At 62.6% G+C, this 26,258-nt stretch carries 26 protein-coding genes and 1 tRNA gene; 12 read left to right on the top strand and 15 right to left on the bottom strand.

Features of this window, described 5'->3' with window-relative positions; all coding sequences use genetic code 11:
* Positions 1-57 precede the first annotated feature (57 nt).
* The 3 genes from FS845_RS02265 (at position 58) to ampD (ending at position 1,900) form a co-directional block, all read left to right on the top strand.
* Positions 58-903 (top strand): inner membrane protein YpjD, encoded by an 846-nt coding sequence (locus tag FS845_RS02265; RefSeq protein WP_144630506.1) that lies wholly within the window; start codon positions 58-60, stop codon positions 901-903.
* 1 nt (position 904) lies between these two features.
* Positions 905-1,189, top strand: coding sequence for a PP0621 family protein (locus FS845_RS02260; protein ID WP_144630505.1), 285 nt, complete (start codon positions 905-907; stop codon positions 1,187-1,189).
* Positions 1,190-1,321: 132 nt separating this feature from the next.
* A complete protein-coding gene (gene ampD, locus FS845_RS02255; RefSeq protein ID WP_144630504.1) occupies positions 1,322-1,900 on the top strand; it encodes a 1,6-anhydro-N-acetylmuramyl-L-alanine amidase AmpD in 579 nt (192 codons plus the stop codon).
* 102 nt (positions 1,901-2,002) lie between these two features.
* Here the strand turns inward: ampD and tam are convergent, their stop codons facing one another.
* The 3 genes from tam to htpG form a co-directional block, all read right to left on the bottom strand.
* Complete coding sequence (gene tam, locus FS845_RS02250) at positions 2,003-2,776, bottom strand: trans-aconitate 2-methyltransferase (protein ID WP_144630503.1); 774 nt, start codon at positions 2,774-2,776, stop codon at positions 2,003-2,005.
* 132 nt (positions 2,777-2,908) lie between these two features.
* Positions 2,909-3,802, bottom strand: a complete 894-nt coding sequence (locus FS845_RS02245) for a spermidine synthase (RefSeq protein ID WP_144630502.1) — start codon at positions 3,800-3,802, stop codon at positions 2,909-2,911.
* A 102-nt stretch (positions 3,803-3,904) separates the two neighbouring features.
* A complete protein-coding gene (htpG, locus tag FS845_RS02240) occupies positions 3,905-5,806 on the bottom strand; it encodes a molecular chaperone HtpG (protein WP_144630501.1) in 1,902 nt (633 codons plus the stop codon).
* Positions 5,807-6,119: 313 nt separating this feature from the next.
* Between htpG and FS845_RS02235 the strand changes: the two genes are divergently transcribed.
* From FS845_RS02235 to FS845_RS02215, 6 genes are all read left to right on the top strand, one after another.
* A tRNA-Leu gene (locus FS845_RS02235) sits at positions 6,120-6,204 on the top strand.
* Between the two features lie 19 nt (positions 6,205-6,223).
* Positions 6,224-6,445 (top strand): hypothetical protein, encoded by a 222-nt coding sequence (locus tag FS845_RS26690; protein WP_222129947.1) that lies wholly within the window; start codon positions 6,224-6,226, stop codon positions 6,443-6,445.
* A gap of 62 nt (positions 6,446-6,507) precedes the next feature.
* Positions 6,508-7,068 carry a type IV secretion system protein gene (locus FS845_RS26685; protein WP_222129946.1) on the top strand — a complete coding sequence of 187 codons (561 nt, stop codon included), beginning with the start codon at positions 6,508-6,510 and terminating at the stop codon, positions 7,066-7,068.
* A 535-nt stretch (positions 7,069-7,603) separates the two neighbouring features.
* Positions 7,604-7,984 (top strand): antitoxin VbhA family protein, encoded by a 381-nt coding sequence (locus tag FS845_RS26930; RefSeq protein ID WP_260986107.1) that lies wholly within the window; start codon positions 7,604-7,606, stop codon positions 7,982-7,984.
* Positions 7,985-8,149: 165 nt separating this feature from the next.
* Positions 8,150-8,983, top strand: coding sequence for a Hachiman antiphage defense system protein HamA (locus tag FS845_RS02220; protein ID WP_144631204.1), 834 nt, complete (start codon positions 8,150-8,152; stop codon positions 8,981-8,983).
* Positions 8,984-9,029: 46 nt separating this feature from the next.
* Entirely contained in the window at positions 9,030-12,095 is a 3,066-nt protein-coding gene (locus tag FS845_RS02215; RefSeq protein ID WP_186332125.1) for a DEAD/DEAH box helicase, read from the top strand.
* Between the two features lie 455 nt (positions 12,096-12,550).
* On the opposite strand, the gene FS845_RS02210 is transcribed toward FS845_RS02215, so the two are convergent.
* The 5 genes from FS845_RS02210 to FS845_RS02190 all read right to left on the bottom strand — a co-directional run bounded on the left by FS845_RS02210 (position 12,551) and on the right by FS845_RS02190 (position 16,735).
* The gene (locus FS845_RS02210; protein ID WP_144630499.1) at positions 12,551-13,114 is read right to left on the bottom strand and encodes a hypothetical protein; all 564 of its coding nucleotides are present in this window, start codon (positions 13,112-13,114) and stop codon (positions 12,551-12,553) included.
* A gap of 111 nt (positions 13,115-13,225) precedes the next feature.
* On the bottom strand, positions 13,226-14,611 hold the full coding sequence (locus tag FS845_RS02205; protein ID WP_144631202.1) for an MFS transporter: 1,386 nt from the start codon (positions 14,609-14,611) through the stop codon (positions 13,226-13,228).
* Positions 14,612-14,694: 83 nt separating this feature from the next.
* Positions 14,695-15,552 carry an NAD(P)-dependent oxidoreductase gene (locus tag FS845_RS02200; protein WP_144630498.1) on the bottom strand — a complete coding sequence of 286 codons (858 nt, stop codon included), beginning with the start codon at positions 15,550-15,552 and terminating at the stop codon, positions 14,695-14,697.
* Positions 15,553-15,602: 50 nt separating this feature from the next.
* Positions 15,603-15,902: an EthD family reductase gene (locus tag FS845_RS02195; protein WP_144630497.1), complete on the bottom strand. Its 300-nt coding sequence runs from the start codon at positions 15,900-15,902 to the stop codon at positions 15,603-15,605.
* Between the two features lie 8 nt (positions 15,903-15,910).
* Complete coding sequence (locus FS845_RS02190) at positions 15,911-16,735, bottom strand: oxidoreductase (RefSeq protein WP_144630496.1); 825 nt, start codon at positions 16,733-16,735, stop codon at positions 15,911-15,913.
* Positions 16,736-16,900: 165 nt separating this feature from the next.
* Between FS845_RS02190 and FS845_RS02185 the strand changes: the two genes are divergently transcribed.
* On the top strand, positions 16,901-17,761 hold the full coding sequence (locus FS845_RS02185; RefSeq protein ID WP_144630495.1) for a LysR family transcriptional regulator: 861 nt from the start codon (positions 16,901-16,903) through the stop codon (positions 17,759-17,761).
* Positions 17,762-17,764: 3 nt separating this feature from the next.
* On the opposite strand, the gene FS845_RS02180 is transcribed toward FS845_RS02185, so the two are convergent.
* The 5 genes from FS845_RS02180 to FS845_RS02160 form a co-directional block, all read right to left on the bottom strand.
* On the bottom strand, positions 17,765-18,457 hold the full coding sequence (locus tag FS845_RS02180) for an aspartate/glutamate racemase family protein (protein WP_144630494.1): 693 nt from the start codon (positions 18,455-18,457) through the stop codon (positions 17,765-17,767).
* A 48-nt stretch (positions 18,458-18,505) separates the two neighbouring features.
* The gene (locus tag FS845_RS02175; protein ID WP_144630493.1) at positions 18,506-19,276 is read right to left on the bottom strand and encodes an ABC transporter substrate-binding protein; all 771 of its coding nucleotides are present in this window, start codon (positions 19,274-19,276) and stop codon (positions 18,506-18,508) included.
* Positions 19,277-19,338: 62 nt separating this feature from the next.
* Positions 19,339-20,136 (bottom strand): ABC transporter ATP-binding protein, encoded by a 798-nt coding sequence (locus FS845_RS02170; protein ID WP_144630492.1) that lies wholly within the window; start codon positions 20,134-20,136, stop codon positions 19,339-19,341.
* A complete protein-coding gene (locus FS845_RS02165; protein WP_144630491.1) occupies positions 20,133-20,843 on the bottom strand; it encodes an ABC transporter permease in 711 nt (236 codons plus the stop codon). The genes FS845_RS02170 and FS845_RS02165 overlap by 4 nt, the downstream gene beginning before the upstream one ends.
* A complete protein-coding gene (locus FS845_RS02160) occupies positions 20,840-21,535 on the bottom strand; it encodes an ABC transporter permease (protein ID WP_144630490.1) in 696 nt (231 codons plus the stop codon). The genes FS845_RS02165 and FS845_RS02160 overlap by 4 nt, the downstream gene beginning before the upstream one ends.
* A 205-nt stretch (positions 21,536-21,740) precedes the next feature.
* Between FS845_RS02160 and FS845_RS02155 the strand changes: the two genes are divergently transcribed.
* A complete protein-coding gene (locus FS845_RS02155; protein WP_144631200.1) occupies positions 21,741-22,832 on the top strand; it encodes a succinylglutamate desuccinylase/aspartoacylase family protein in 1,092 nt (363 codons plus the stop codon).
* Positions 22,833-22,847: 15 nt separating this feature from the next.
* Here FS845_RS02155 and FS845_RS02150 read toward each other — a convergent pair whose 3' ends face one another.
* Entirely contained in the window at positions 22,848-23,666 is an 819-nt protein-coding gene (locus FS845_RS02150) for an IclR family transcriptional regulator (RefSeq protein ID WP_144630489.1), read from the bottom strand.
* A gap of 313 nt (positions 23,667-23,979) precedes the next feature.
* Between FS845_RS02150 and FS845_RS02145 the strand changes: the two genes are divergently transcribed.
* Positions 23,980-25,089, top strand: a complete 1,110-nt coding sequence (locus FS845_RS02145; protein ID WP_260986105.1) for an aminotransferase class V-fold PLP-dependent enzyme — start codon at positions 23,980-23,982, stop codon at positions 25,087-25,089.
* Positions 25,090-25,146: 57 nt separating this feature from the next.
* On the opposite strand, the gene FS845_RS02140 is transcribed toward FS845_RS02145, so the two are convergent.
* Positions 25,147-26,211, bottom strand: a complete 1,065-nt coding sequence (locus FS845_RS02140; RefSeq protein WP_144630487.1) for an alpha/beta fold hydrolase — start codon at positions 26,209-26,211, stop codon at positions 25,147-25,149.
* Positions 26,212-26,258: the final 47 nt, after the last annotated feature.

Raw genomic sequence — 26,258 nt, 5'->3', positions numbered from 1 at the left:
CTGAACCGAAGCAACGGCGGGCGTCGCGCCCGCGGGCTTCCATCCAAAATGGTTTCTATGTCACCAGGCATTGTATTTCACGCCGCGGCGGCCCTGGCCTACGCGGTGCTGGGCGCCGTGCTGGCGGGCCGGCTGCGGCAGGGCGCGGGCAGTGTCGAACAGACCGGCCGCACGGCGCGCCTGTGGCTGCTGGGCGCCCTGGTGCTGCACGGCACGGGCCTCTACCAGACCATGCTGGGCGACGGCTCGCTGTTCATCGGCTGGGCCTCGGCCCTGTCCGCGGCGGTGTGGCTGGGCCTGGTCGTGTTCTGGCTCGAAAGCCTGCTGGTGCGCCTGGACGGTCTGCAGCTGCTGCTGGTGCCCGCCGGCATGCTGGTCACGGCGCTTGCGGCCCTGTTTCCGCAAGGCGTGTTCGTGCAGCATGCCGAAAGCCCCTGGTTGCGCGCCCACCTGCTGGTGGCGCTGGCCGCCTACGGCCTGATCACCATCGCCGCCCTGCAGGCCACGCTGATGGCCCTGCTCGACCGCCACCTGCACCGCCCCCAGGAAGTCCCCGGGCAGCGCGGCATCGTGGCGCGCATCCTCGACGTGCAGCCGCCCCTGCTGGTGCAGGAACAGCTGCTGTTCCGCGTGATCTGGATCGGTTTCGCCGTGTTGACGCTGGCCGTGTGCCTGGGGTCGCTGGCCTCGCTGTCGCTGACGGGCCGCGTGCTGCCCTTCGACCACAAGACGGTCTTCACCCTGCTGTCGTGGCTGACCTTCGGCGTGTTGCTGCTGGGCCGCCACATCCACGGCTGGCGCGGCCGCGTGGCGCTGCGCTGGACGCTGACGGGCTTCGCCCTTCTGATCCTGGCCTATACCGGCAGCCGGTTCGTGCTGGAAGTGATTTTGCATCGAGGTTGACGTGGGCAAGCTGATTTTCTGGGTCCTGATCGTGCTGGCGGCGCTGGTCGCGTGGCGCATCGTCAATGCACGGGCCGCGGCGCGCATGCGCGATGAACAGCGTGGGTCGGCCGCTCGCGGCGCCGGGCCGCGTGGCGGCAGCAGCGGCAAGGCCGCCTTGCCAGCCGAGTCCATGGTGCGATGCGCGCACTGCGGCATCCACCTGCCGCGCTCCGAAGCGCTGCTGACCAATGGCAGCACCTGGTGCAGCCCCGAGCACGCCCGGCTGGGCCCGCAAAAGACCTGATCCGCGCCGGTTCGCCGCCGCCACGAGCACGGCCTTCCTTTATCCGCCGGCCGCAAAACCCCTTTTTCCAGGGCTTTTTGCATCCCGGCGCATGCCCGGCATAATGGCTGCTGGACCACTACCGAGTCGCCTATGCATCTGCATCTCGATCGGCACGGCTGGCTGATTCCCGGGCCTTCCGTCGTGCTGCTGCCGTCCCCGAATGTCGACCGCCGCCCTGCCGGCGCGCAAGTCTCACTGCTGGTGCTGCACAACATCAGCCTGCCCCCGGGCCGCTTCGAAGGCCCATGCGTGGCGGATCTCTTCCTCAATCGCCTGGACTACAGCGCCCATCCCTGGCTGGAACGCCTGCGCGGACTGCGCGTGTCGGCCCACTTCTTCATCCGCCGCGACGGCTCCGTCATCCAATTCGCCTCGTCCGATGCGCGCGCCTGGCATGCGGGCGTGTCGCGCTTCGGCGGCCGGGAGCGCTGCAACGATTTCTCCGTGGGCATCGAGCTGGAAGGCGCGGACACCGTGCCCTATACCGACGACCAGTACACCACCCTGGCAAAGCTGACGCGGCTGCTGCGCGTGCGCCATCCCATCGCCCACGTGCGCGGCCACGAGCACGTCGCACCGGGACGCAAGACGGATCCCGGCCCGGCGTTCAAATGGGCGAAGTTCGGACGTGAGACGGGGATTCCGCGGCGGGCCTTGCCGCCGGGTTGATGTGATGCCAGGACAGCGGCATATTGCTTGCAGGCGCGGCCTCTCGTCCAACCTGCAAGCAGGTTTGCGGCCGGCTGGCGCGAGCTGGCCGCGCCCAGGCCATTACCGCGTCGCCACGATGAACAGGCGCGGAAACGGCAGCAGCACCGTGCCGTCCGGCAAGGCCGGATACGCCTTCGATATCTCCGCCTCGTAGCGCACCAGGAATTCCGTTTTCTCGTCCTCGTCCAGCTTGGCCAGGTACGGCCGCAGCGCGCTGCCCTTGAACCATTCCACCACCGCCGCCGCATTCTCCAGCGGGTGGAAGTAGAACGTGCGCCACACGTCCAGCTCGGCGCAATGCGGCTTGAGCAGCGCGTAATACCAGTCGGCCGGCGCACGTGGCTTGCGGTTGGCATTGGCCACCTTGGGCGCCCACGGTCCGTTGTCGGCAACCTCGCGGATCAGGCGGTGCGCCGGCTCTTCCCAGTTGTCCGGCGTCTGCACCGCCAGGCAGCCGCCCAGCGCCAGCTTGCCGACCAGGCTGGGATACAAGGTCTCGTGGTCAGGCACCCATTGCAGCGAGGCATTGGCCAGGATCACGTCGTACGGGCCCGGATCGTCCCACTTGCCGATGTCGGCCAGCGTGAACGTGTGCGACGGCATGCGCTTGCGGGCCGAATCGATCATGTCGGGCGCGCTGTCCACGCCGCTGACGCGCGCGTCGGGAAAGCGCTCGGCCAGCACCTCGGTGGAATTGCCCGGCCCGCACCCCAGGTCGACCGCGATGCGCACCTCGCGCTCGGGGATCGCCGCCACCAGGTCGCGGACGGGACGGGTGCGCTCGCGCTCGAACTTCACATACTGGCGTGCGGATTCCTCGGTGGACCAATTCATGGCGGTGCTCCTGTTGCGGCGACGGGGATGGGATCGAGATGCGGGCAGCGTACGCCGGTCGGGCGAAGATTTCCAATCTTCAGGCGTCGCGCGCAGCGCGGCGTCGCAGCGCACGACGGCGTGCGGGCCGCGTCAACTTCCGTCGCGCAGCACGCGCGTGCCCTCGGGAAAGGTGATCCCGCGTTCGAAGCGCTCGCGCTCATGCGTCACATCCACGCCATACGTGGACAAGGGCTTGGCCCAGTGCTCGGCGTTGCGCTTCAAGGCCTCGTCGTCGGGCAACGGCCCGTTGACGGCGATGATGACGCGATTATTCGCCCGCAGGTTGAAGACGGACGGAAACACGCTGGCGTACGTGGCCGACTCGCGGTCGTAGAACTCGCTGTTGGAGAACGTATTGGCCGCCGCCACGCCGCCCGGGGCCAGCAGCGCGCGCACCTGCTGCAGGAACTCCAGCGTGGTCATGTGGCGGGGGATGTAGTCGGCGTCGAACGCGTCGATCAGCACCAGGTCGTACTGCTTGCCGTCGCGCACCGCCTGCTCGACGTAGGCGCGGCCGTCCTGGTGATGCACGCGCAGGCGGTCCGAGGTCTTGAAGCCGAACCAGCGCTGCGCCACGCGATCCACCGCCGGGTCGATCTCGACCACGTCGATGCTGGCCTTGGGCAGCACTTCGGACAAGGCCTTGGGCAGCGTGCCGCCGCCCAGCCCGATGATGAGGATGCGCGAAGGCTCGGGCTGCGCCAGCAGCGTCGCCATCATCATGCGCGTGTACGCGAACGGCATGCGCGCCGAGCCATCGGTGTAGATGCAGGTCTGGCGCGCGTCCGCGTCGGCCGAGCCGAACGAGATGCAGCGCTGCCCGTCGTCGGTCTCGTAGACCACCACGGGCGCGTACTCGGACATCTCGGTGTGCAGCACCTGCAACGCGGCGGCAGGCGTGGCGACCAATGCGACGGCCAACGCGCAGGCCGTCGCGGCCAGCAGCGCGGCGGCCCAGCGGCGCGCAAGACGGGGAAAAGCCATGGACGACTCTCCGGTGGGGAACGCCCAGCAGTATGGCACGCCGCAAACGACTGCGGGCGCCCTGGGGCGCCCACATGGTTCACCGCTTGGACAGGCGGCGGCTTATGCCTTGAGCAGCAGCGCGTTCATGCGCTTGACGAAGGCGGCCGGGTCGGCGATCTGCGCGCCTTCGGCCAGCATGGCCTGGTCCAGCAGCAGGCGCGCCCAGTCGCCGAACTCCTCGTCCGACGCATTGCGGATGCGGGCGACCAGCGCGTGCTCGGGATTGATCTCCAGCACGGGCTTGACGTCCGGCGCTTCCTGGCCGGCGGCCTTCAGCATGCGCAGCAGGTGCGGGCTGAGTTCGTTCTGGCCCACCACCACGCACGCCGGCGAATCCACCAGGCGCAGCGTGACGCGCACTTCCTTCACCTGGTCGGCCAGCGTCTGCTGCAGGCGCTCGACCAGCGGCTTGAAGTCCTCGGCCACTTCGCTCTGGCGCTTCTTCTCTTCCTCGTCCGCCAGCTCGGCCAGGTCCAGGCCGCCCTTGGCCACGGACACCAGCGACTTGCCGTCGAACTCGCGCAGGTACGACAGCATCCACTCGTCCACGCGGTCGGACATCAGCAGCACTTCGATGCCCTTCTTGCGGAAGATCTCCAGGTGCGGGCTGCTGCTGGCGGCCGAGAACGAGTCGGCGGTCACGTAGTAGATCTTGTCCTGGCCTTCCTTCATGCGCGACACGTAGTCGGCGAAGGACACGGTCTGCGTGGCCTCGCCCGTGTGCGTCGACGAGAAGCGCATCAGCTTGGCGATGCGCTCCTGGTTGGACGTGTCCTCGCCCGCGCCTTCCTTCAGCACCTGGCCGAATTCGGTCCAGAACGCGGCATAGTCCTCGGCCTTGTTCTCGGCGATGTCTTCCAGCAGCGACAGGATGCGCTTGGCCGAGCCTTCGCGGATGGCGCGCACGTCGCGGCTTTCCTGCAGGATCTCGCGCGAGACGTTCAGCGGCAGGTCGGCCGAATCGATCACCCCGCGCACGAAGCGCAGGTATGAGGGCAGCAGCTGTTCGGCGTCGTCCATGATGAAGACGCGCTTCACGTACAGCTTCACGCCGCGGCGCGCATCGCGGTCCCACAGGTCGAACGGCGCGTGCTTGGGCACGTACAGCAGTTGCGTGTACTCGCTGCGGCCTTCGACGCGGTTGTGCGTCCAGGCCAGCGGATCATCGTAGTCGTGCGAGACGGTCTTGTAGAACTCACGGTACTGCTCGTCCTCGATCTCGCCCTTGCTGCGCGTCCACAGGGCGTTGGCCTTGTTGACGGTCTCCAGCTCTTCGGTCTTGGCCTGCTCGCCCTTCTCTTCGTTCCACTCTTCCTTGGCCATGCGGATGGGCAGCGAGATGTGGTCGGAGTAGCGGCGCAGGATCTCGCGCAGCTTCCAGCCGTTCAGCAGCTCGTCCTCGTCCGCGCGCAGGTGCAGCGTGACGTCGGTGCCGCGGCTGGCGCGCTCCGCTTCGGCGATGGTGAACTCGCCCTGGCCGTCGGATTCCCAGCGGATGGCCTGCTCGGCGCCCGCGCGGCGGCTGACCACGGTGACCTTGTCGGCCACGATGAACGAGGAATAAAAGCCCACGCCGAACTGGCCGATCAGCTGCGCGTCCTTCTTCTTGTCGCCGGTCAGCTGGCTGAAGAACTCGCGCGTGCCGGAACGAGCGATGGTGCCCAGGTTGGCGATGGCTTCTTCGCGCGACAGGCCGATGCCGTTGTCGGAGATGGTGATGGTGCGCGCCGCCTTGTCGTAATCGACGCGGATGGCGAGATCGCTATCGCCTTCGAACAGCTCGGGATGGTCGATGGCCTCGAAGCGCAGCTTGTCGCAGGCGTCGGAAGCGTTGGAGACCAGCTCGCGCAGGAAGATTTCCTTGTTGCTGTACAGCGAGTGGATCATCAAGTGCAGCAGCTGCTTCACTTCGGCCTGGAAACCCAGGGTTTCGGATGCGGAAGGGGCGGCGGATTGGCTCATGGCGGTCCGGGTGTGAGTCTAGTGATGGGTGGAATTTGGTGCGGTGCAAGGTCGCGGCGAGGCGGGGCCTGGGCGACGTGAGGGAGGTTGTGGGGACGGGGGTGGGGTTTTTCAAGGGGTGGGTGGGGGAATTTGCTGGGGAGCCGGGTCCGACGCTGGGCGGAGAGGGGCGGGTTGCCGGGCCGCTCCGGAGGCTATGAGCCTGTGGCCAAGACGCCCGTGGCAAAGTCGGCTTATAATCCAGGGCTTCGCATCGCCTGCTGCGCCATCTTGGCCGGGCGATGCCCGCCTCGGCAATCCCCTTGCCGACGCTGCCCGAGTGGTGAAATTGGTAGACGCAGGGGACTCAAAATCCCCCGCCGCAAGGCGTGCCGGTTCGATTCCGGCCTCGGGCACCATTCAAAAAATTCCAAAATCTTGGCGTTGCGCGCTCGCGACTACCTGTCGTGGGGTGTCGAGGCATTGCGTGGTCTGGAAACGGGCGTCGCTGGCCCCCTCTCGGCATCGGGCAGCGATACGTCCGCCATCTCGATTTATCAGGTGCTCGATAAGGCCGTTTCCGACGGCGTCCAGATCGGTGGCGATATGCTCGACAAAATGGTCAAACGGCGCTGGTATGACATTGGCATGGTGTTCTGAGATCTGCTGAGCTAACTCAGCATCTATGCCGCGCCGCTCATCATTGCCATTCCTGCCGGGCAATGGTGATCGTCGCCAAGATCATGCATACCCTCATGCTTGGCATCGGACCATTCTTCATCGCTATGCTGATGTTGCCGGTGACTGCGAAGTGGTTCGATAGCTGGTTCGGGCAAGTGATGACCTACATCATGCAGATTGTCTTAGTGACAACGGTGCTCGGTATGGGCATGAAGTTCTTTAGCGCGCTGAAGGCCAAGGTGCTCGCTGTCACTACCGACTACCCTATTGCCACGATGCTTGAAATCCTGATCGTCACAGACGTTACGCTGTTCTTGCTGCAACGGGCCTATGAGGCCGCATCGCACTTGGCTGGCGGCGTGTCATCGGCAGGCATCACATTGAGGCAAGTCAGCCAGGCGGCCGCATCCCCGGTTACTCAAGTTCTGAACCGCCAAACGACTCGCCGCGATATGCAGAGTGGCATGATGGTTACCGGGGGCCGGCTTAATCATCTTGCCGCAGGTAACACGATGTGGAACCCCGCGTATCGGCAGCACGTCATGCAGAACATGGGCAAGAATTGGGGGGCTGCCAAAGGCGGCTCAATTAACGGGAATTGATGCGCCTATCCCGTTCACATCGGCCTCGCCATCGGCGGGGCCATTTTATTTATCGAGCTGCATCTCTCCGCGCTTCGCTTGGGCAACCTCTTCGGTTGCATCCCGCGTCCGTTCTTGCCGGACTGGCTGCGGGGGCAGGTACAGCGGCTTTGCCTTGTTCCTACCCCTTGCCGACAGGCTGCATGGCCTCCAGATGCGTCAAGGGTGAAGGCTGCGCCCGGCATCCTCACCCGTTCCCTACGCCTTGCTCCGGGCTGCGGCCTCCGGTCCCGCCCTTGACACCTCTTCCAGCCAGAATCACTACACGCATGCCGAATTGCGCCATAGACAGCGCGGATGACGGGTCAAGGGGTTGGTGCGGCCCGCAGCCCTACGGGCGAGGACACGGCCCCTTGACGCGGCAGGAGTGCCCAAACGCTGCGCCCCGGGGGGAGGTGTTCAGGGCCATCGGCCCGTAACCCCTTCCCCCGAGGTCCCGCCGGCGAGGGTGGAGAGTCCAGAGAGGCAAAGCCTCTTTGGGAAGTGTCCATCACGGATGGCAGCCAATACCGCCGTCAATCGGGAAAACCTATCGATAGCCACAAAAACAAGACAATTTCTGCGTGAAACCTTTTTGCCTGTTTTCTCCACAAATCACCAAAAAAATCCCACACCTTGTAAAATAGCGTTACCTAAAGCACGGGGGACAACCATGGCTGAGATGGGTACGCACGAAACGGAACTAACTAAAACGATATCCGGTGCCGAGCGCGACCGACGTATAGCGGCCGTCAATTACGCACGCGCATCAGTCGGCTTGGAGGGGTTCTCGCTCAGTGCAGCAGATGAAGAACATGCTCAACGGTTCATCAACGGGGACATTGACCTCGAAAAATTTGTGCAACCGCGTAGTGCCTTGGTAAGCCCAAAAGCTTAGTCATGACGAAGAAAATATAAGTGGTTGAAGCTAGTGCAGGATAGGCTGTCGCCGGCATTTGTAGTGCATCGCTTTAACGGCAGCGGCGAAGGAACGAGAACGATCTAGGAGAGGTTGGCTTTGATTCCGAGCGTAAGAAAGACGACGACTAACGCCGGCAAGACGGTGAAACGCAGCGCTTCGTGTCTTCCCCATTCGGCATGGCTCAAAAAATTGGAGCCAATATTGACTGCCGAGAATAGGAAAATAGTCCTATACGAATTTTGTTATGACTCTTCTGACGAGCATACGTTATCGGCTTGGGCAAGGCACTTCCGCCAGCAATATTGCCTAGATGCACATATCGACAGACTACGCCATGGCACTCGGCTCTCTCGGGCAGAGTACCTTACGACGCTTAAATTTCCCTCAGAGTTCGACAAGCCTGGACCTAGCATTCGATCAGGAGATTTTTCTGAGATATTGGTAGCTGACTTACTTGACTCCATGTACAGCTACTTTGTCCCAAGAACGCGATACGGTGATAAAAAGGTAAAAAACGAATCATCCAAAGGAAGTGACGTTATCGGGTTAAAGATAACTAGCAAAGACCCTTCACGAACTTCTGAGAAAGACACACTTCTAGTTGTGGAAACAAAAGCAAAACTGAGTGGACGGAAGCCGACAAACAGGCTTCAGGACGCCGTCTCTGATTCTTGGAAGGACTCGGTTCGCATTGCGGCCTCCCTCAATTCAATGAAGCAGCGCCTATATGACTTAAACCAAGATGCGGAAGCAAGTTACGTAGAAAGGTTTCAAGATCCAATGGGCAAGCCGTACTTGCAGAAATATGGGGCTGTAGCTGTATTTAGCTCTTCCATATTTAATGCGGAATTACTGGCGAAGACAGTCTGCTCGGCCCACCCCGGCAATTCAACGCTCGTCCTTCTCTGCATTCACGGGGAAGATCTTATGAAGTTGGCTCACGCTATTTATCGACGAGCGGCAGATGAGGCCTAGTCGAAAAGCCCGCCAATTCGCGTCAATCACCCTTTCGAAGGGGAAGATGTACGAATACGAAATACCAGTGGAGGATCACATTGAGATCCCCCGCCACGTCAATCTCGAACATCAATTCCCATTAGCAATTGGTACATTGGGAGATTTTGCCGCTGAGATTTTTGCGAATCAGATTGGTAACACACGCGCTCAACAAACCAAGAGAAGCGAAGTTATTTTCTCAGCGCAAGTCTTGTCAGCCATTGCAGCAGCCAAGATTGCAGAACAATTTTCGGAGTTATTGCTTCTTCTAGCAGCGGCGGGTTTCTATCTAGCTGGATCACCAGGTACCGCAACGGCCATCATAAAAAAACTAAAGGCAGGTGATTTCCAAGATAATGAAAATGCCGGAATTCTTCACCACGCATTGGCACAGCCCTGGCTTCGATGCCCAATAGAGACCGCTTCCAAGTTAGCCGAGCCGATACTCAATCATATAAATAGGCACTACTCTGAGGGCGAAGAATTAACGACTGCGCTCCCTCAATTAAAGCGCTTAAGAGAGCATGCATATGCACAGGCTGACGCGCTTGACTTTCTACTTCTCGAAGTATTTGGAGCTGTAGTTATTCAGCGATATCGTTGGTCCGCATGGACCATGCTACCTGAATCGACTGCTCTAGAGAAAAGCGTATGGACACCATTTCTCTCGCGAATACAATCCATCAAGGAGTTTTGGCCTTCGCAAATGGCAATCGCTCAAGCAGGTCTGCTGAGGGGACATTCAGCCGTAGTTCAGATGCCAACTAGCGCTGGAAAAACCAAAGCGACAGAGCTGATAATTAGGGCTGCTTTCCGGTCAGCGCGCACAAATATTGCAGTCATCGTTGCCCCGTTTCGCGCGTTATGCCACGAAATAGCCAATGATCTCGATGAGGCTTTCTCCGAGGATGGCTACTCTGTTAATCAACTTTCAGACGCACTTCAAAAAGACTATATTGCTGCCCTATTTGATGATGGCGTGGACTCGGAATCAAGGCCAAAAGTTTTGGTGATTACGCCAGAAAAGCTCGTTTATGCCCTACGACAAGAAGAAAATTTCCTCGAAAACGTGGGACTTTTGATTTATGACGAAGCTCACCAGTTCGATACGGGACGGCGGGGCGTTACTTATGAGTTACTGTTAACTGCCATTAAAAACAGCACTCCAGCACAAACCCAAAGCGTGTTGATCTCAGCTGTCATAGGAAACGCTAATGACTTAGCACGCTGGCTTTTCAGCGACGAGAGAAAAATAGTCGAAGATGATGTGCGACAAAGCCGCAGAACAGTTGCTTTCACTAGTTTGCCAAGCGGTCACAGGGGGCAGCTGCAGTTTCAGCCAGCAGTTGAAGGAGAACAGGGTTTTTTTGTCCCAGGGGTAATTTCCCCTCTAGCACTGGATCACACAACACGAGAACGTCCTCGGTTCTTCCCAACAGATGAACCTTCCTCCATAGCTCTCTATCTAGGTTTGAAACTTGCCAAGTTTGGCCCAGTAGCTATCTACTCACGCCTTCCAGCATCTGCTACCAAGATTGCAAAGCAAGTTATAACGTACTTGAAGAAACGCAATGCTCAATTGACCTATCCCAGCGCCTACAGCAACCAAACTCAGCTCGAGCGATTGCACAACCTTTATGTCGCAAATTTTGGCGCGGCCGAAACTTTGAGCGAAGCGGCTAAGCTGGGTGTGTTTGTGCATCATGGAGAAACACCGCACGGAGTTAGGTTAGCCATTGAACATGCGATGAAGGAGTCCCACATCAGGTTTATCGCTTGCACATCGACGCTGGCTCAAGGAGTAAATCTCCCCATAAGATATCTAATAATCAATAGTTCGCTGGTCGGTCCAGATGCAATTAAGGCGCGCGACTTTCAGAACCTAATCGGCCGTTCTGGCCGAGCCGGCATGCATGAAGAGGGGACTGTCATATTCTCTGACCCAAGTCTCTTTGACGAGCAAGGGGAGGCGTGGGACATATGCAAGAGTTTCGTTGATCCAAACAGGGAAGATGCAACCGGCAGTTCCCTACTAAATCTAATTCGGCCGCCGATCATAAGGCGTCAACTGGCAAGTCTACTGGAATGGGAACTAGATGAGATTATCTATCACCTAATCGACACACCAGATGATATCTACGAACAAATCTCAGGCATAGACTCCGATAAACTAAGGCCATCGGCAGAAAGACTAAAAAAAGACCTGAAAGAAAAGTATGCCGCAATTGAGGCTATCGAAAGCTTTCTGATGATAAGCAAGCCGGACAGCGAATCAACTGACTCGCTGTCGGCCGCCGGCGATCTTGTTAGAAGCACATTCGCCTATTCTTTAGCCGATGATCAGGAGCGCGCTCGGCTAGAATCGGTATTCGTACGTATTGCACAGCGGATAAATTCATATGCCCCTCAGGTTGAGATCCAACATAGGTATGGACGCAGCTTGCTGGGCCTAGACTTGTCGCTGAAAGTCGATGAATGGGTTAACAGGAATGAATTCTCAATAGCCTACTCGGAAACGACAGAGGCTTTATTCGAAACCGTTTGGGATTTTTTTGCAGAGAACGCATACAACAGTGACATTGTAAAACTGATGCCAAACACCTCGGCCAAAGAAATGGCACTTATGTGGATAGCCGGCGACCCCTACCATCAAATTATGTCGCACCTCGAAAAAGTAGAGGCAAAGATTCAACACGCAAAAAAGCGAGAGACTATAACCTGCGACACACTAGTGAATATTTGCGAAAGAGGGTTCGGGTTCGAGTTTTGTTTATATCTAGCTGCGATCAAAGAGAGTTATATCGACAGCCAAGGTGAAAACTCTTTGCCCAGCGCCATGGAAGAGAAATTTGATGTTTTGGCGAAGCGTCTTAAGTATGGCCTTCCTTCAAGTAGCTCGATTGCGCACTTCGAAGCTGGCTTTGCGGACCGGGTAATCGCGCAAGAGCTATCCAAGATACACCCCAAAAATGAAATTCATTACCCTTTTGAATCGCGAAGAATCCTTCGGCAGAACAAGGAACTCGCGAAAAATTGCATACTTCGTTATCCGGATTATTACGAAAGAATACTAACTAGAATAATGAAATAAATTAATTCTCGTTTTATCCTTCCGAATTGTGGTGCTTGAGGGAAAAGCGAGAAGATAGGCGGCATTGCTTTTTCAAGATAGAAGAGTCCTATCGGACTGGTACCTGTACTGTACCGAATTTTCGGTACAGTACAGGTACAGTGACCAGTTTTCACCAATTCAGGTAAAATACGCTAACCTACTGATTTGAAACTGGTTTTACCTATTTCAACCTACGCTAGAATTCGCCCCATTTCCCTGTAGAAACACTGTAAATCACCGACTCTAAATCCCCCGCCGCAAGGCGTGCCGGTTTGATTCCGGCCCCGGGGCACCATCCACAATTCCAGCTTCAACGCTGCGCAAGTTTTTCAAACTCCTCCATGCCCGTGGGTTCTTTGGACAGCGCGGAATAATCCAGCCACAGCCAGCACGCTTTAGCTTGTCATGATGCCGCGGCTGCCCGGCGAACTCCATCAGGTAAAGTCGAAATAGTCCGCTAAAATCATGCCGTTCGGCGACTGCTGTAGCGAATGCTCGCCATCTATTCCTATCAACTCTACGTTGTCTTTGCGCAGAGATTGAATTTCCGAACGACCGAACTTTGGTCCTGGATTCCCGTCTTGCCGGGGATCAACGATCGCAATTCGCATGCGCTCCGGCGAAAACTTGTTTCGTGTCTTAGTACATACAGCGGTTAGATCGGGCATCCGGTTTGCGGCAAAGGGCTGCATGGCACATGCGAGATTGAGACGGCGGAAGCCTAGCCGGGCAGCGCGCTCTTCTGCGCTTACGATCGTCCTGAAAAACTCATCGACACTTTCATTTCGCTCATGCGGCGACGTCAACCGAACAAACAAACAACGTTCGCGAGACAAGGCAACCAATTTAATGCGCGACTGTGCCGGAATTAGGCCTCTTGTCCCGAACCGAGGATCGATAAACATGCTCCTCAACGCTGTACTCTTTCCGGCATTCTGGGTGCCGACAACGAAAAGAATTCGTTCAATGTGCAGCGCTCTGCTGGATGGCGATGGCATGGCCCTTCCGATAAGACGTTATTAATATTTGAATTATTTTAGCGGCTCTCAAAGCGTTGCAGCACAATGCCATTGGCTCATCGATAGCGATGGGTTCGATATCTAAAGCCTCTACCTGGAAGATGCTCCCCTCCGCCCCAACGTCACCCCCAACCCCGCCCCCGCCACCAAACACCCGGCAATACAAAGCACAGCCACCACAAACGCCCGGGTAATCACCTCCGGCTCCGGCCTTCCGTCCATCAAGTTATAGAAAATCCCCCCGATCACGGCCACGCTGAGTGCCACCCCGATCTGCAAAGTCGAAGTCACAATTCCGGCAATCATTCCCGAATAAGCCGGTGCCACCCTTCCCGTCACCATCCGCATCAAGCTCGGCATTCCCAACCCTTGCCCGAAACCGGCGACGAACAGGATCACCGCAAGCGGCGCAGCCGCGGGAGCCGTATCAGCCGGCGTCGCCAGGACGAGCCAGACCAGCAGCACCATCCCCACCGCCTCCAGCCCCAATCCAACCGGATTCACATACTCCCCGACTATCCGCCGGAAAAACGGCGCTGTCAGCGGCCCCACCAGATATCCCAGCCCGAACGGCAGGAACACCAGCCCCGCGCTCAACGCCGAAGCGTGCAATGCCCCCTGCAGATACACCGACAACAGCAGGAAGAACGAGCCCGTGGTGTAGAACAGCAGTGCGATCAGCAGCGCGCGGCCCAGGCCAGGCGCCCGCAACGCAACCGGATCGAGCAACGGCGCCCCGCCCGCGCGGGACAGCCGGGTTTCATACCCCCAGAACACCCGCGCCAGCACCGGCACCGCGGCCAGCGAGACCCACGACCACCACGGCCAGCCCGCCTCGCGTCCCTCGATCAGCGGCACGATCAGCGCGGCCAGGGTCACCACCGACAGCACCATGCCGCCCAGGTCGGGCTTGCGCGCGTCGGCCGCGCGGGTCTCCTTCAGCAGGGGGATGCCGAACAGCACCACCAGGATCGCCACCGGCAGGTTGAGCAGGAAGATCGCGCGCCATCCCAAACCGAACAGATCCAGCGAGATGAGGATGCCGCCCATCGCCTGTCCGATGACCGACGCCAATCCAAACACCGCCCCGTAGATGCTGAGCGCAAGAGGCTTCTCCGACTCCGGAAAGATCGCCTGCACCGAGGCCAGCGCCTGCGGCGCCATCACGGCCGCCGTCACGCCCTGCAGGGCGCGACCCGCCACGAGCATCCAGGGCGAAGTGGCGAAGCCGCACAGCGTCGACGCGATGGCGAAGCCGATCAAACCGAGGAAGAACATGCGGCCGCGCCCGTACAGGTCGCCCAGCCGGCCGCCGGTGGTCAGCGTCACGGCATACAGCGCCGCGTACGAAGAGATGACGAGCTGCTCGGCCGAGGATGACGCGCCCAGGTCGCCCTGGATGGACGGCAGCGCGACGTTGACGATGAAGAAGTCGAGCGGCGGCAGGAACGCGCCGACCAGCAGGACGACGAACATCGCCCAGCGGCGCGGCTCGGGCGCGGAGCCCTCGTTGCGAAGCGCAGCGGCCGGCAGGGCCGCCGCGGAAGAGGTAGTCGTGCTCATGGCCGGCCTCCCTGCTCGATGGTGAACTTGGCGATCGCGGACCAGTCCAGGTCGCCCCAGCCCGCGTCCACCGCGTCGCCCATGCGGGCATGGACGGCATCGAGCATGGGCAGCACGCGTTGCGCCGCGCCGGCCGCTTCGCGCGCCAGGCGCAGGTCCTTCAGGCCCAGGCGGGCCTTGAAGCCGGGCTCGTACGTTTCCGTGGCCATGTTGGCGGAATAGCTTTGGTAGGGCCGGCTGCCGAACAGCGTGCCCAGGATCAGTTCGAAGAAGCGCTCGCGCGGCACGCCGTTGGCTTCGGTCAGCACGACGGCCTCGGCCATGGACTCGATGGCCATGGCGATCATCATGTTGCAGGCGATCTTGGCGGCGTAGGCCGCGGGCGCCGAATCGCCCATGGGCCAGACGCGGGAACTGATCACCTCGAGCAGGGGCCGCACGCGCTCGATGGCCGATGCCGCGCCGCCCACCAGCACGTTGAGCTTGCCCTGGGCGGCTACGTCGGGCCGGCCCAGCACCGGGGCCGACACGATGCCGACTCCCGCAGCTTCGTGCGCCGCGACGAGCTCGTGCGCGAACGCCACCGAGATCGTCGACGACACGACGTGCACGAGCCCCGGACGCGCGGCGCCCAGCAGGCCCGCGTCGAGGATGACGCTGCGTATGGCTGCGTCGTCGGAAAGCATCGTGATCACGACCTCGGCGTCGAAGGCGTGGGACGCGGCATCCAGCATGGTGACGCCCTCCACGGAACCGCCCGAGCGGTTCCAGGCCCGCACGCAATGGCCCGTGGCCGCGAGGTTTCTTGCGATGGCCGAGCCCATGGCGCCCAGCCCGATGAAGCCGATATCCATGATGTTGGCCTCCTTCGAATGAAAAGAATTGATTGGCAAGAAGCCGCCGCTCAAAGCGGCACCGCCAGGCTGCGCTGCGGCTTGAGGGCGGTGACGAGATCGACGTCGGCCATCACGCGCGCGGTCTCGGGCGAAGCCAGGGCCGCGTGCATGGCGGCCTCGTCGCGGAACACGCAGACGCCGATGGCGAGCAGGCCGCCGCCGTCGTCCGGCGGGAAGAAGCCGTGGGCGCGTTCCAGCCCATACGGGCCCCAGCATTCGCGCACCAGCGGGAAATGCACGTCGATCCAGTGCTTGCGGTCGAAGGGCGTATCGGCGTTGCCGGTGTAGGTCACGTACATCGTGGTCATCGCAGCCCTCAGAAATCGGTGGCGATGGAGACGTCGCGCCAGGCATCGATGTCGGCACGGAAGGACTTCAGCTTGTTCTCCGCGATCCGGTGCGCGACCGGCCCCAGGGGCAGGTGCAGCGGCGGATTCTCCGCGTCGATGGCCAGCAGCATCACGGCGATGGCCTTGGCCGGGTCGCCCGCCTGCTTGCCGTCATTGGTTTCGCGGTAGTGCCGCCGGGCCTTCGCGGTGTCGGCATAGGCGTCGATCCGGCGCGCGGCGGTGGCCATCGAGCGGCCGAGGAATTCGGTGCGGAAGGGGCCGGGCTCGACGATGATCACGTTCAGCCCGAGCGGGCGCAGCTCCTGCGCCAGCGCCTCGGACACCCCTTCCACCGCGAACTTGGTGGCGTTGTAGTAGCCCGAGCCGGCCGACCCGGCGATGCCGGCGCCGGACGACAGGTTGACGATGCGGGCGCCCGGACGCTTGCGCAGCGCCGGCAGCGCGGCCCGGGTCGTCTCGATCAGGCCGAATACGTTGGCCTCGAACACGGGCCGGTACTCGTCAGGCTCGGCTTCCTCGATCGCGCCGATGAAGCCGAAGCCGGCGTTGTTGACCAGGACGTCGAGTCCGCCAAACGCGCTCTCAGCCAAAGCGACGGCGCGCGCCGCATCGCCGGGCCGCGTGACGTCCAGCGCCACGCACCGCACCGTGTCGGGATAACGAGCCTCCAGGTCCCGCAGGCTATCGGCGGAACGCGCGGTGGCGACGAGGCGGTCGCCACGGGCCGCGACCGCTTCGGCCAGGACCTTGCCCAGGCCCGTGGAACATCCTGTGATCAGCCAGGTTTTCATGCTGTATCTCTCCATGCGTGGGACGAGCGGGGCGCGATCCAGTACACGCCAGGCTCGAATGGGCTCGCGATCGCGAGCGGCATGGAGCAAAGTCTAGGACTACAAGATTTGTTCTAAAACTGACAGAATTGCATTCCTGCCGTTCAGTTCTGTAGGGGTACGAAAATGGAGTGGAGCGACGTCAGGATTTTCCTGGCCATTGCCCGGGCGGGCAGCCTGGGCGGCGCCGCGCGCGCCTTGCATCTCAGCCATCCGACCATCGGCCGCCGACTGCGGGCGCTGGAACTGGCCACGGGCCACACGCTGTTCCAGCGCACCGCCGACGGGTTCGTGCCGACCGAGGAAGGCGCGGCCATCGTCGCGCTGGCCGAGCAGATGGAAGAAGGCGCGCTGGCCCTGGAGCGGCGTCTGGCGGGGCAGGAGCAGCGGCTGCAAGGCAGCCTGCGCATCTCGTCGGCCGACTGGTTCGGCGCCTATGCGCTGCCGCCCATCCTCGCGGACTACACCCGGGCCTATCCCCACGTGGACGTCGAGGTCCTGACAGGCACGCGCCTGTTCAGCCTGGCCCAGCGCGAGGCCGACATCGCCTTCCGGATCGTGCCGTTCGACACGCCCGACGTGGTGCAGCGGCGTCTGATCAAACTGCCGTATGGCGTCTACGTGGCGGCGGGATCGCCCGAGCCCACCTACGGCGATGGCGCGGGCTTTCGGCTCATCACGCACGACACCTCGACGGGCAAGTTCCCCGACATCGATTGGCTGAAGGAGAAGTTCCCGAACGCGCGGACCGTGATGCAGTCGAACAACCGCAACGTGCAGGGACGCATGTGCGGCATGGGCATCGGCATTGCCGTGCTGCCGCGCGTGGTGGGCGACCAACTGCCGGCCCTGCGCCGGCTGAACCTGCCCGCGCAGCCGCCCACGCGCGACATCTGGATGGGCTATCACCGCGACATGCGGCGTCTTCAGCGGCTGCGGGCCTTCATCGACCTGGTGATCCAGCACTTCGACAACATGCAGTCCTGACGCCTACCGATCCAACGCCCAGTCGATGGCGGCCTCGCAATGGATCAGGGTGGTATCGAAGACGGGGACCTGCACGTTGCCCGTATCGAGCAGCATGCCCACTTCGGTGCAGCCGAGGATCACGCTGTCCGCGCCCTGCCCGACCAGCCGGCCGGCGATGGCTTCATACACCGCACGGCTGTCCTCGGACACGATGTCCTTGCACAGTTCGTCGTAGATGATGCGATGCACCTCGGCCCGATCCGCCTGGCCGGGGATGATGGGCCGCAGCCCCGCGGCCTTCAGGCGGTCGACGTAGAAGGCCTGCTCCATGGTGAATGCGGTGGCCATCAGGCCGGGCGTCTTCAGGCCCGCCGCGGTGATCCGCTGCGCCGTCGCGTCCGCGATGTGCAGCAGCGGGATGCCGACGTCGTCCATCATCTGCTCGGCCAGCTTGTGCATGGTGTTGGTGGCCAGCACGATGACGTCGGCCCCGCCGCGCGCCAGCGCGCGGGCCTCGACGTTCAGGATGCGGCCCGCTTCGTCCCATTGGCCGCTGGCCTGCAAGGCTTCGATGCCCGCGAAATCCAGCGAGCGGATCAACAGCTCCGGGGAATGCAGACCACCCAGCCGCCGGCGAGTGATGTCGCACATCGTCCGGTAGTAGGTCTGCGTCGAGGCCGCGGACATGCCGCCCAGGATTCCGATGGTCTTCATTGCATTCCGATTCAGTGGTTCGTGGTGGCCCAGGCCACGAGAGCGCCCTCAGCTTCCGTAGGGATCGAACTGGAAGTACTTGCCGGCGAGCCGTTTGTACGTGCCATCGGCAAGCATATCCGCAATTGCGCGATCGATCTTTTCCCTCAGCTCGACGTCTGACTGGCGCAGGCCGATGCCCGCGCCGTTGCTGGCATAGACGTTGCCGCCCGTGAACTTGAAGTTCGCCCCTTGCGGCGTGCGCAGGAAGCCATACTCGCCGACCGCCGCGTCCGTGAAGCAGCCATCCAGGCGACCCGCCGCCAGGTCGGCGAACACCTGGTCGAAGTTGGGATAGGAGACCACGCGCGCGCCAGCCGGCGCCCAGTGTTCCTTGGCGTAGCTCTCGGGCACGGTGCCCTGCTGTACGCCGATCGACTTGCCCTTGAGCGACTCGGCGGTGGGCTCGAGGTTCGCCTCCTTGCGCACGATCAGCTTGTTCGGCGTCTTGTACAGCCGGGACGTGAACGCGATGACCTGCTTGCGCTTTTCCGTGATCGACATGGACGCCAGGATGGCATCGAACTTCTTGGCCTGCAGCGCCGGGATCATGCCGTCGAAGTCGTTCTGCACCCACTCGCATTTCGATTTGATGCGGGCGCAGATCTCGGTGCCCAGGTCGATGTCGAAGCCCACCAGCTTGCCGCTGGCATCGCGCGACGAGAACGGCGGATGCGAGGGGTCCACGCCATAGCGCAGCACGGACGTGTTCTGGGCGTGGGCCGGCACGGACACGATGGCCGACGTGCCCAGCATCAGGGCGAACATGAATCTTTTCATAGTGGATCTCTCCGGCGGTCAGATGCGATGAAGGGTCGATGCGGTACGTCAGGGGCCGCGCGCTACGCGGCCGAAAGAAACTTCCGTAGCCTGTCGCTGGCGGAATTGGCAAAGATGTCCTCGGGCTTGCCCTGTTCCTCGATGCGGCCTTCATGCAGGAACACCACCTCGCTGGATACGCTGCGGGCAAAGCTCATCTCGTGCGTCACGACGATCATGGTGCGGCCCTCCGCGGCCAGTGCCCGCATGACCTTCAGCACTTCGGCGACCAGCTCGGGATCGAGCGAGGACGTGGGCTCGTCGAACAGCAGCACTTCGGGATCCATCGTCAGCGCACGCGCGATGGCAACGCGCTGCTGCTGCCCGCCAGACAGGTGCGCGGGGTAGCGGGCATGGATGCTGGCGCCCAGCCCGACCTTGTCGAGATTGGCGCGGGCGCGCTGCTCGGCGTCCTTGCGGCCCAGCCCCAGCACGTGGATGGGCGCATGGCTGACGTTCTCCAGCACCGTCATGTGGGGCCACAGGTGGAAGTGCTGGAACACCATGGCAAGCTTGGCGCGGATGCGCCGCAGCTGGGCCTGGTCGACGGGCCGCAGCGTTCCTGACTTGTCCGGCTTCATCCGGATCTCCGCCTGGTTCACCGTGATGCGGCCGGCGGAGGGACATTCCAGCAGGTTCATGCAGCGCAGCAGGGTGCTCTTGCCCGAGCCGGAAGACCCCAGGATGCTGATCACGTCGCCGCGATGGGCGCGCAGCGATACGCCCTTCAAAACCTCTTGCGGACCGAAGCGCTTGTGCAGGCCGTCCACGGAGATCATCACGTCGGGACGGGCCGTTCGGGTAGGAAGTTCGTGGATCATTGCTGTGGTTTCAGGTAAGCGAGCCAACGGTCTTCTGCCTTGCGAAACAGCCAGACCAACGCGAAGGTGATGCCGGTGTAGATCAGGAAGGCGATGCCGAAGGCGGCGAACGATTGATAGGTGGCCGAGTTGACGTCGCGCGCCACCTTCAACAGATCGGGCACCGTGGCCGCGAAGGCGACCGAGGTCGAATGGAACACCAGGATCACCTCGTTGCTGTAGCTGGGCAGCGAGCGCCGCAGCGCCGAGGGCAGGATGATGTGCAGGTACAGCTGCACCCGCGACATGCCCGCGGCCAGTCCCGCCTCGATCTCGCCCGCGGGCGTGGTCTTGATGGCGCCCGCGAAGATCTCGGTGGTATAGGCGCAGGTGTTCAGCGCGAACACCAGCAGCGCGCAGTGCATGCCGTCGCGGAAGAACGCATTGGTCAGCGCGTTGTTGCGGATGATCTCGAGGCTGAAGACGCCCGTGTAGCAAAGCAGCAGCTGCACGAACAGCGGCGTGCCGCGAAAGAAGTACGTGTAGAGCCAGACGCCGCGGGATACGAAGCGGTTGCGCGCATTGCGCGCGATCGCCATGGGCACTGCAAGAAGAGACCCCACGACGATGGAGAAGAGGAACAGCCAGATCGTGACCACCAGCCCGGTCCACTGATAACCATCGGTGTACAGGTACAGGCGCCAGTACTCGCTGAAGACGTCGATCATGCGCCCACCTCGCGCACGCCTGCGCTATAGCGTTTTTCAAGATGGCGCAGCACCAGGTTGGAGAGCGTCGTGATCAGCAGATAGACGATGGTGGCCACGGCGATGAAGAAGAAATAGCGCGTCGTGCTCTTGCCCGCGTCGTGAGCGGCCTTGATGACGTCCGACAGACCGATGACGGAGACCAGCGCGGTCGACTTGACGATCACCTGCCAGTTGTTGCCGACCGCGGGCAGGGCGAAGCGCATCATCTGCGGAAAGAGAATGTGCGACAGCACGTGCCGGTACGGCAGGCCCAGCGAGAGCGCCGACTCCTGCTGCCCGCGCGGAATGGCGAGGAACGCGCCGCGGAAGGTCTCGGTGAAGTAGGCGCCGTGGATCAGGCCCAGCACGATGACGCCGGCGGCGAAGGGCTTGATGTCGATCTGCGCCCACTGCAGGCGCTCGGTCAGCCCGTTCAGCAGGATCTGGATGCTGTAGTACAGCAGCAGCATCAGGACCAGATCGGGCGCGCCGCGCACGATCGTGGTGTAGCACTGCGCGGTTCGCGCGATCCACCGCTTGCCCGACAGCTTGGCCGTGGCGCCCAGCAAGCCGATCGCGAAAGCCAGGGCCAGCGAGCCCAGCGCCAGCTTCACGGTTTCCATCGCCCCCCAGAACAGCAGGGGGCCATACCCATCGAACAAGGTTTTCATCAGAACGCGTCTCTCTATACATGCCTTACCCGGCAGAACGCATTTGATCCCACCAACCCGTCTAGCGTCAACGAAAACCCAATTAGTGGAACTACCAAGTACCGATTAATGGAATTACATGAAAAAATGCCGGCACAGTCCCACCATCGTGGGCGCGGCCGCTCGCCTGGCATCCGCCGTCGGCATCCGCAGTGAAAAGGCAACCATGATCGCCAACCGCATCCCCCTGCTTTCGTCGACGCTCGGCACCCAGCGCGACATCGTCAGCCTGACGTTCGGCCCGCAAGATGCCGGGATGAAGGTCTATGTGCAGGCGTCGCTGCACGCCGATGAAACGCCGGCCATGCTGGCCGCGGTGCTGCTGCGCAGGCGCCTGCAGGCGCTGGAATCGGAAGGCAGCTTGCGTGCGCGGATCGTCCTGGTGCCCGTGGCCAACCCGATCGGACTGAGCCAGCACGTCATGGGCCAGTTCTTCGGCTGCTTCGAGCTGAACGGCATGGCGAACTTCAATCGGGGCATACCGCGCGCGTCCGATCTGTGCGCGGTGCTGGAAGGACGGCTGGGCGGCGATGCCGCGCGGAACAAGACGGTGATCCACGAGGCCATGCGCGAGCGGCTGGACGCGCAGCAGCCCAGGACGGAACTCGAGTCGCTGCGCCTGGCCCTGATGAAGATGGCGTACGACGCCGACGTCGTGCTCGACATCCATTGCTCACTGGAGGCCGTGGTCCATCTCTATACGACCAACGCCGCGTGGCCGCGCCTGGAGCCGCTGGCGCGCCATCTGCGATCCGAGGCCCAGCTGCTGACCGGCGACACGGGGCTGGGCCTGTTCGTCGAAGGGATCAACCTGACCTGGGAGGACCTGCATGCCCGCTACGGCAAGACGTGCGCCTTGCCCGATCCCGCGGTGGCGGCGATCCTGGAACTGGGCGGCGAAAGAGAGGTTTCCTATGCGGCTGCGCAGCGGCACATGGAGGCGATCATCGCCTTTCTCGTCGGCCAGGGCGCGATCGGCGGCGTCGCGCCCGCCGCGCCCGCGCTGCGCCATCCTGCCGTCCAGCTGTCGGCCAGCCAGCACTTCAATGCGCCCGCCAGCGGCATCGTCGTGTACCGGGCGGGCATCGGCGACGTGGTGAAGGCGGGAGATCCCATCTGCGACATCATCGACCCCATCACGGACGCGTGCACGACGCTGACGTGCCATGCCGAAGGGGTGTTCTACATGCGGCGAGCCATCCGATTCGTGACGGCCGGCGCGGAGATCGGCCGGGTCACGGGCCGCGCCGCGGCGTAAGCGCGGAGCTTGCCGCTACGGTTCCTGGCCGTCGTCGTCCGCGCCCTCGGCCACGCCCAGTATCTGGGTGACGCGCAGCGCCGCGGCCTGCAGCACGGGAACCAGGGCGCGGATGTCGTCGAGCGACTTGCGGGCCTTCGGCGCCGAGATGCTGAGACAGGCGATGATGCGCCCGCTGGGACCCATGATGGGCACGGCCGCGCCGACCACGCCGATGGCGAATTCGGAGTCGTTGACGGCATAGCCGTTCTTGCGCACCAGCGCGACCTCAGTCCGCAGCTGTTCGGGATCGACGATGGTGTTGGGCGTGTAGGGTTCCCACGGACCGCTGAGCAGGTAGGCGTCGAGCTGGCGCTTCTCCATGCTGGCCAGGAATACCCGCCCGCTGGACGTGCAGTACGCCGGCGTGCGGTGGCCCTTCTGGAAATTGAGGGTGAGCGGCGAGCGGCCGATGGCGCTGTCGATGTAGACGACCTCGGAACCGCGCAGCACGCCCAGGCTGATGGTCTCGGCGGTAAGCCGCGACAATTCGGTAAGCAGCGCATGGATCGGCCCGCTGGACGCGGACACGGCCAGGATGTTGGTCGCAAGGTCCAGCAGGCGCGCGCCGACCTGGTAGCGGCCGCGCTCCATGCCATGTTCGAGGAAGCCGGACTCTTCGAGATTGCTGACCAGGCGATGGGCGGTGGTCTTCGGCATGGCCAGCTCGGAAACGATGTTCGCGGTGGTGACGCGGCCCGTCTGGGCGACCATCTCGATCACCTGGAATGCGCGCTCGGTCGGCGACACCTCGGGCTCGGGTGCGGAGGGGACGGTGCTGTCTTCCTTGCGCATGTCTGCTGTTCTTGTCCGGATGCGTGAAGATGAGGCCGCCCGCCGGAAGTGCCGCGGCGGCGACCGCCTAGGTTACCTGATCGAGCTGCACGCGCCGCCGGCCTGGTTGCCGGCGCCGACACGCCATGTCCGATGTCAAATCTGCTTTTTAACGTAATAATACCAATAAATGGAACCATAAATACCATTTAATGGAATTAAATCACGGGATTCCTTGTTGCCGACATCCTTGATTCTCCCCGTGAGGCCCCCGCCCATGATTCCGCAAGAAAGACTCGCCCTGCTTCGGGAGCAGTTCCCGGTCACTCGACACATGCTGTACCTCGACTCGGCGCACCAGACGCCGCTGGCGCGCGACGTACGCGATGCGTTCGCCGCGTTCCTGTCGGAAGGGTATGACCTGGGCGGCCCGAAGACCGTATGGCTGGAGCGCGCCGAACGGACGCGGGCGGCGGTGGCGGCGTTCTTGAATGCCGCCCCGTCGGAGATCGCCTTCACCAAGAACACGTCGGAAGGGCTGAACATCGCGGCGCAGGCCGTGCCGCTGGCGGCCGGCGACAACGTGGTGCTGATCGAAGGCGACCATCCCAACAATGCGTATGCGTGGCTCAACCTGAAGAGCAAGGGCGTGGAGGTACGGTTCGTGCCGCTGGCCGACGACGAGATCGCCACCGCCCGGACGTTCGAGCCCTACATCGACGAACGCACGCGGGTCGTCACGCTGTCCCACGTGACGTTCCACGCTGGCCAGGTGCACGACCTGGCCAGCATCGGGCAACTGTGCAAGAAGCGCGGCATCTATTTTGTCATCGATGCGATGCAGTCCGTCGGCGTCATTCCGATCGACGTGAAGGCGCTGAACATTTCGGTGCTGGCGGCGGGCACGCACAAGGGCCTGCTGGTGCCGCAGGGCCTGGGCCTGCTGTACGTGGCCGACGGCCTGGACGAACTGCGGCCCGCCTACCTGGCGATGTCCGCGATGGCGAATCCTCCGCCCGACTACATTGCGCGTCCGGACGACATGGCGGTGCGCAAGGATGCGCGGCGCTTCGAGTTCGGCAACATCAACCTGCCGGACGTCCATGCGCTGTCCGCGGCCATCGAACTCATCCAGAGCGTCGGCATCCCGGACATCCAGCGCCACGTGGCGCGCCTGGGCGACCTGCTGCTTGCGCAGCTGGACACGTTGGGCGTGGACGTCGTGGGACCGCGTGAAAGCGGCCAGCGCAGCCACATCTACGTGCTGAGGCTGCCCGTCGCGACATGGGCGGAGCACTTCGCCCGCCACGACGTGCGGGTGTCGCCGGAACGCGGCGGCATCCGGATCTCGCTGGCCATGTTCAACAGCGAAGACGACGTCGAGCGCCTGATCGAGGTGATACGCGCCGGCCTGGAAAAGCCCGGCGTGATCATCGCGGCGTAACGCTGCGGCACGGCGCTCGATCAGGTCATCGCATCGCCGCACAGCAAGAGCCATGCGTCACAGGCGCGCCACCTGCAGCACCGCGTCCGCGAATGCCTTGGGCGCCTCCTGCGGCAGATTGTGGCCAATGCCGCCGTCGACGTTGCGATGCTGGTACTTGCCCGTGAACTGCCTGGCATAGGCAGCCGGCGCGGGATGCGGCGCGCCGTTCGCATCGCCCTCCATCGTGATGGTCGGGATGGCGATCTTCGGCGCAGTGGCCAGGCGCTTTTCCAGGTCGTCGTAACGCGGCTCGCCTTCGGCCAGGCCCAGGCGCCACCGGTAGTTGTGGATCACGATGGCCACGTGGTCCGGGTTGTCGAAGGACCGGGCGGAACGCAGATAGGTCGCGTCGTCGAAGTCCCACGTCGGCGAGGCCAGCTTCCAGATCAGGCGATTGAAGTCGTTCAGGTTCGCGGCATAGCCGGCCGCGCCGCGCTCGGTGGCGAAGTAGTACTGATACCACCACTGCAACTCCGCCGCTGGGGGCAGCGGCTTGCGGTTGGCCTCCTGGCTACCGATCAGGTAGCCGCTGACCGACACCAGCCCCGCGAAGCGCTCGGGCCACAGCGCGGCCACGATGTCGGCCGTGCGCGCGCCCCAGTCGAATCCCGCCACGACGGCCTTGTCGATCTTCAGCGCGTCCATCAGCGCGATGACGTCCAGGGCCAGCGCGGCCTGCTGGCCGTTGCGCGGCGTGTCGGCCGACAGGAAACGCGTGGAACCGTAGCCGCGCAGGTAGGGCACGACCACGCGGTAGCCGGCGGAAACCAGTTGCGGCGCGACCTCCGCGAAACTGTAGATGTCGTACGGCCAGCCATGCAACAGGATGGCGACCGGCCCGTCGACGGGGCCCAGCTCCACATAGCCGACGTTCAGTGTGCCGGCGTCGATCTGGCGGACGGGACCGAAGGCGGCCGCGGCCGCCGCGTGGCGGGCAGCCGACGCGCCTTGCGAAGCGGGCCGAGACGGGGGCTGGGCCCGGGCCACGCCGCCCAGGCTCAGGTCCAGCAGGCCCAGGCCAGCCAGTGCGGACGTCGTTCCCAACAGGCGGCGGCGTTGGGGATTCATGGGATGGGACATGTTCGATGCTCCGGATGAGATGGCCGTTGGCGGCGCTCTGTGCGGCG

The sequence above is a fragment of the Bordetella genomosp. 13 genome (assembly GCF_007679965.1).
Classification (GTDB): domain Bacteria; phylum Pseudomonadota; class Gammaproteobacteria; order Burkholderiales; family Burkholderiaceae_B; genus Bordetella.
The sequence above is the reverse complement of the archived record's forward strand: the minus strand, read 5'-3'. Positions and strand labels throughout refer to the sequence as shown.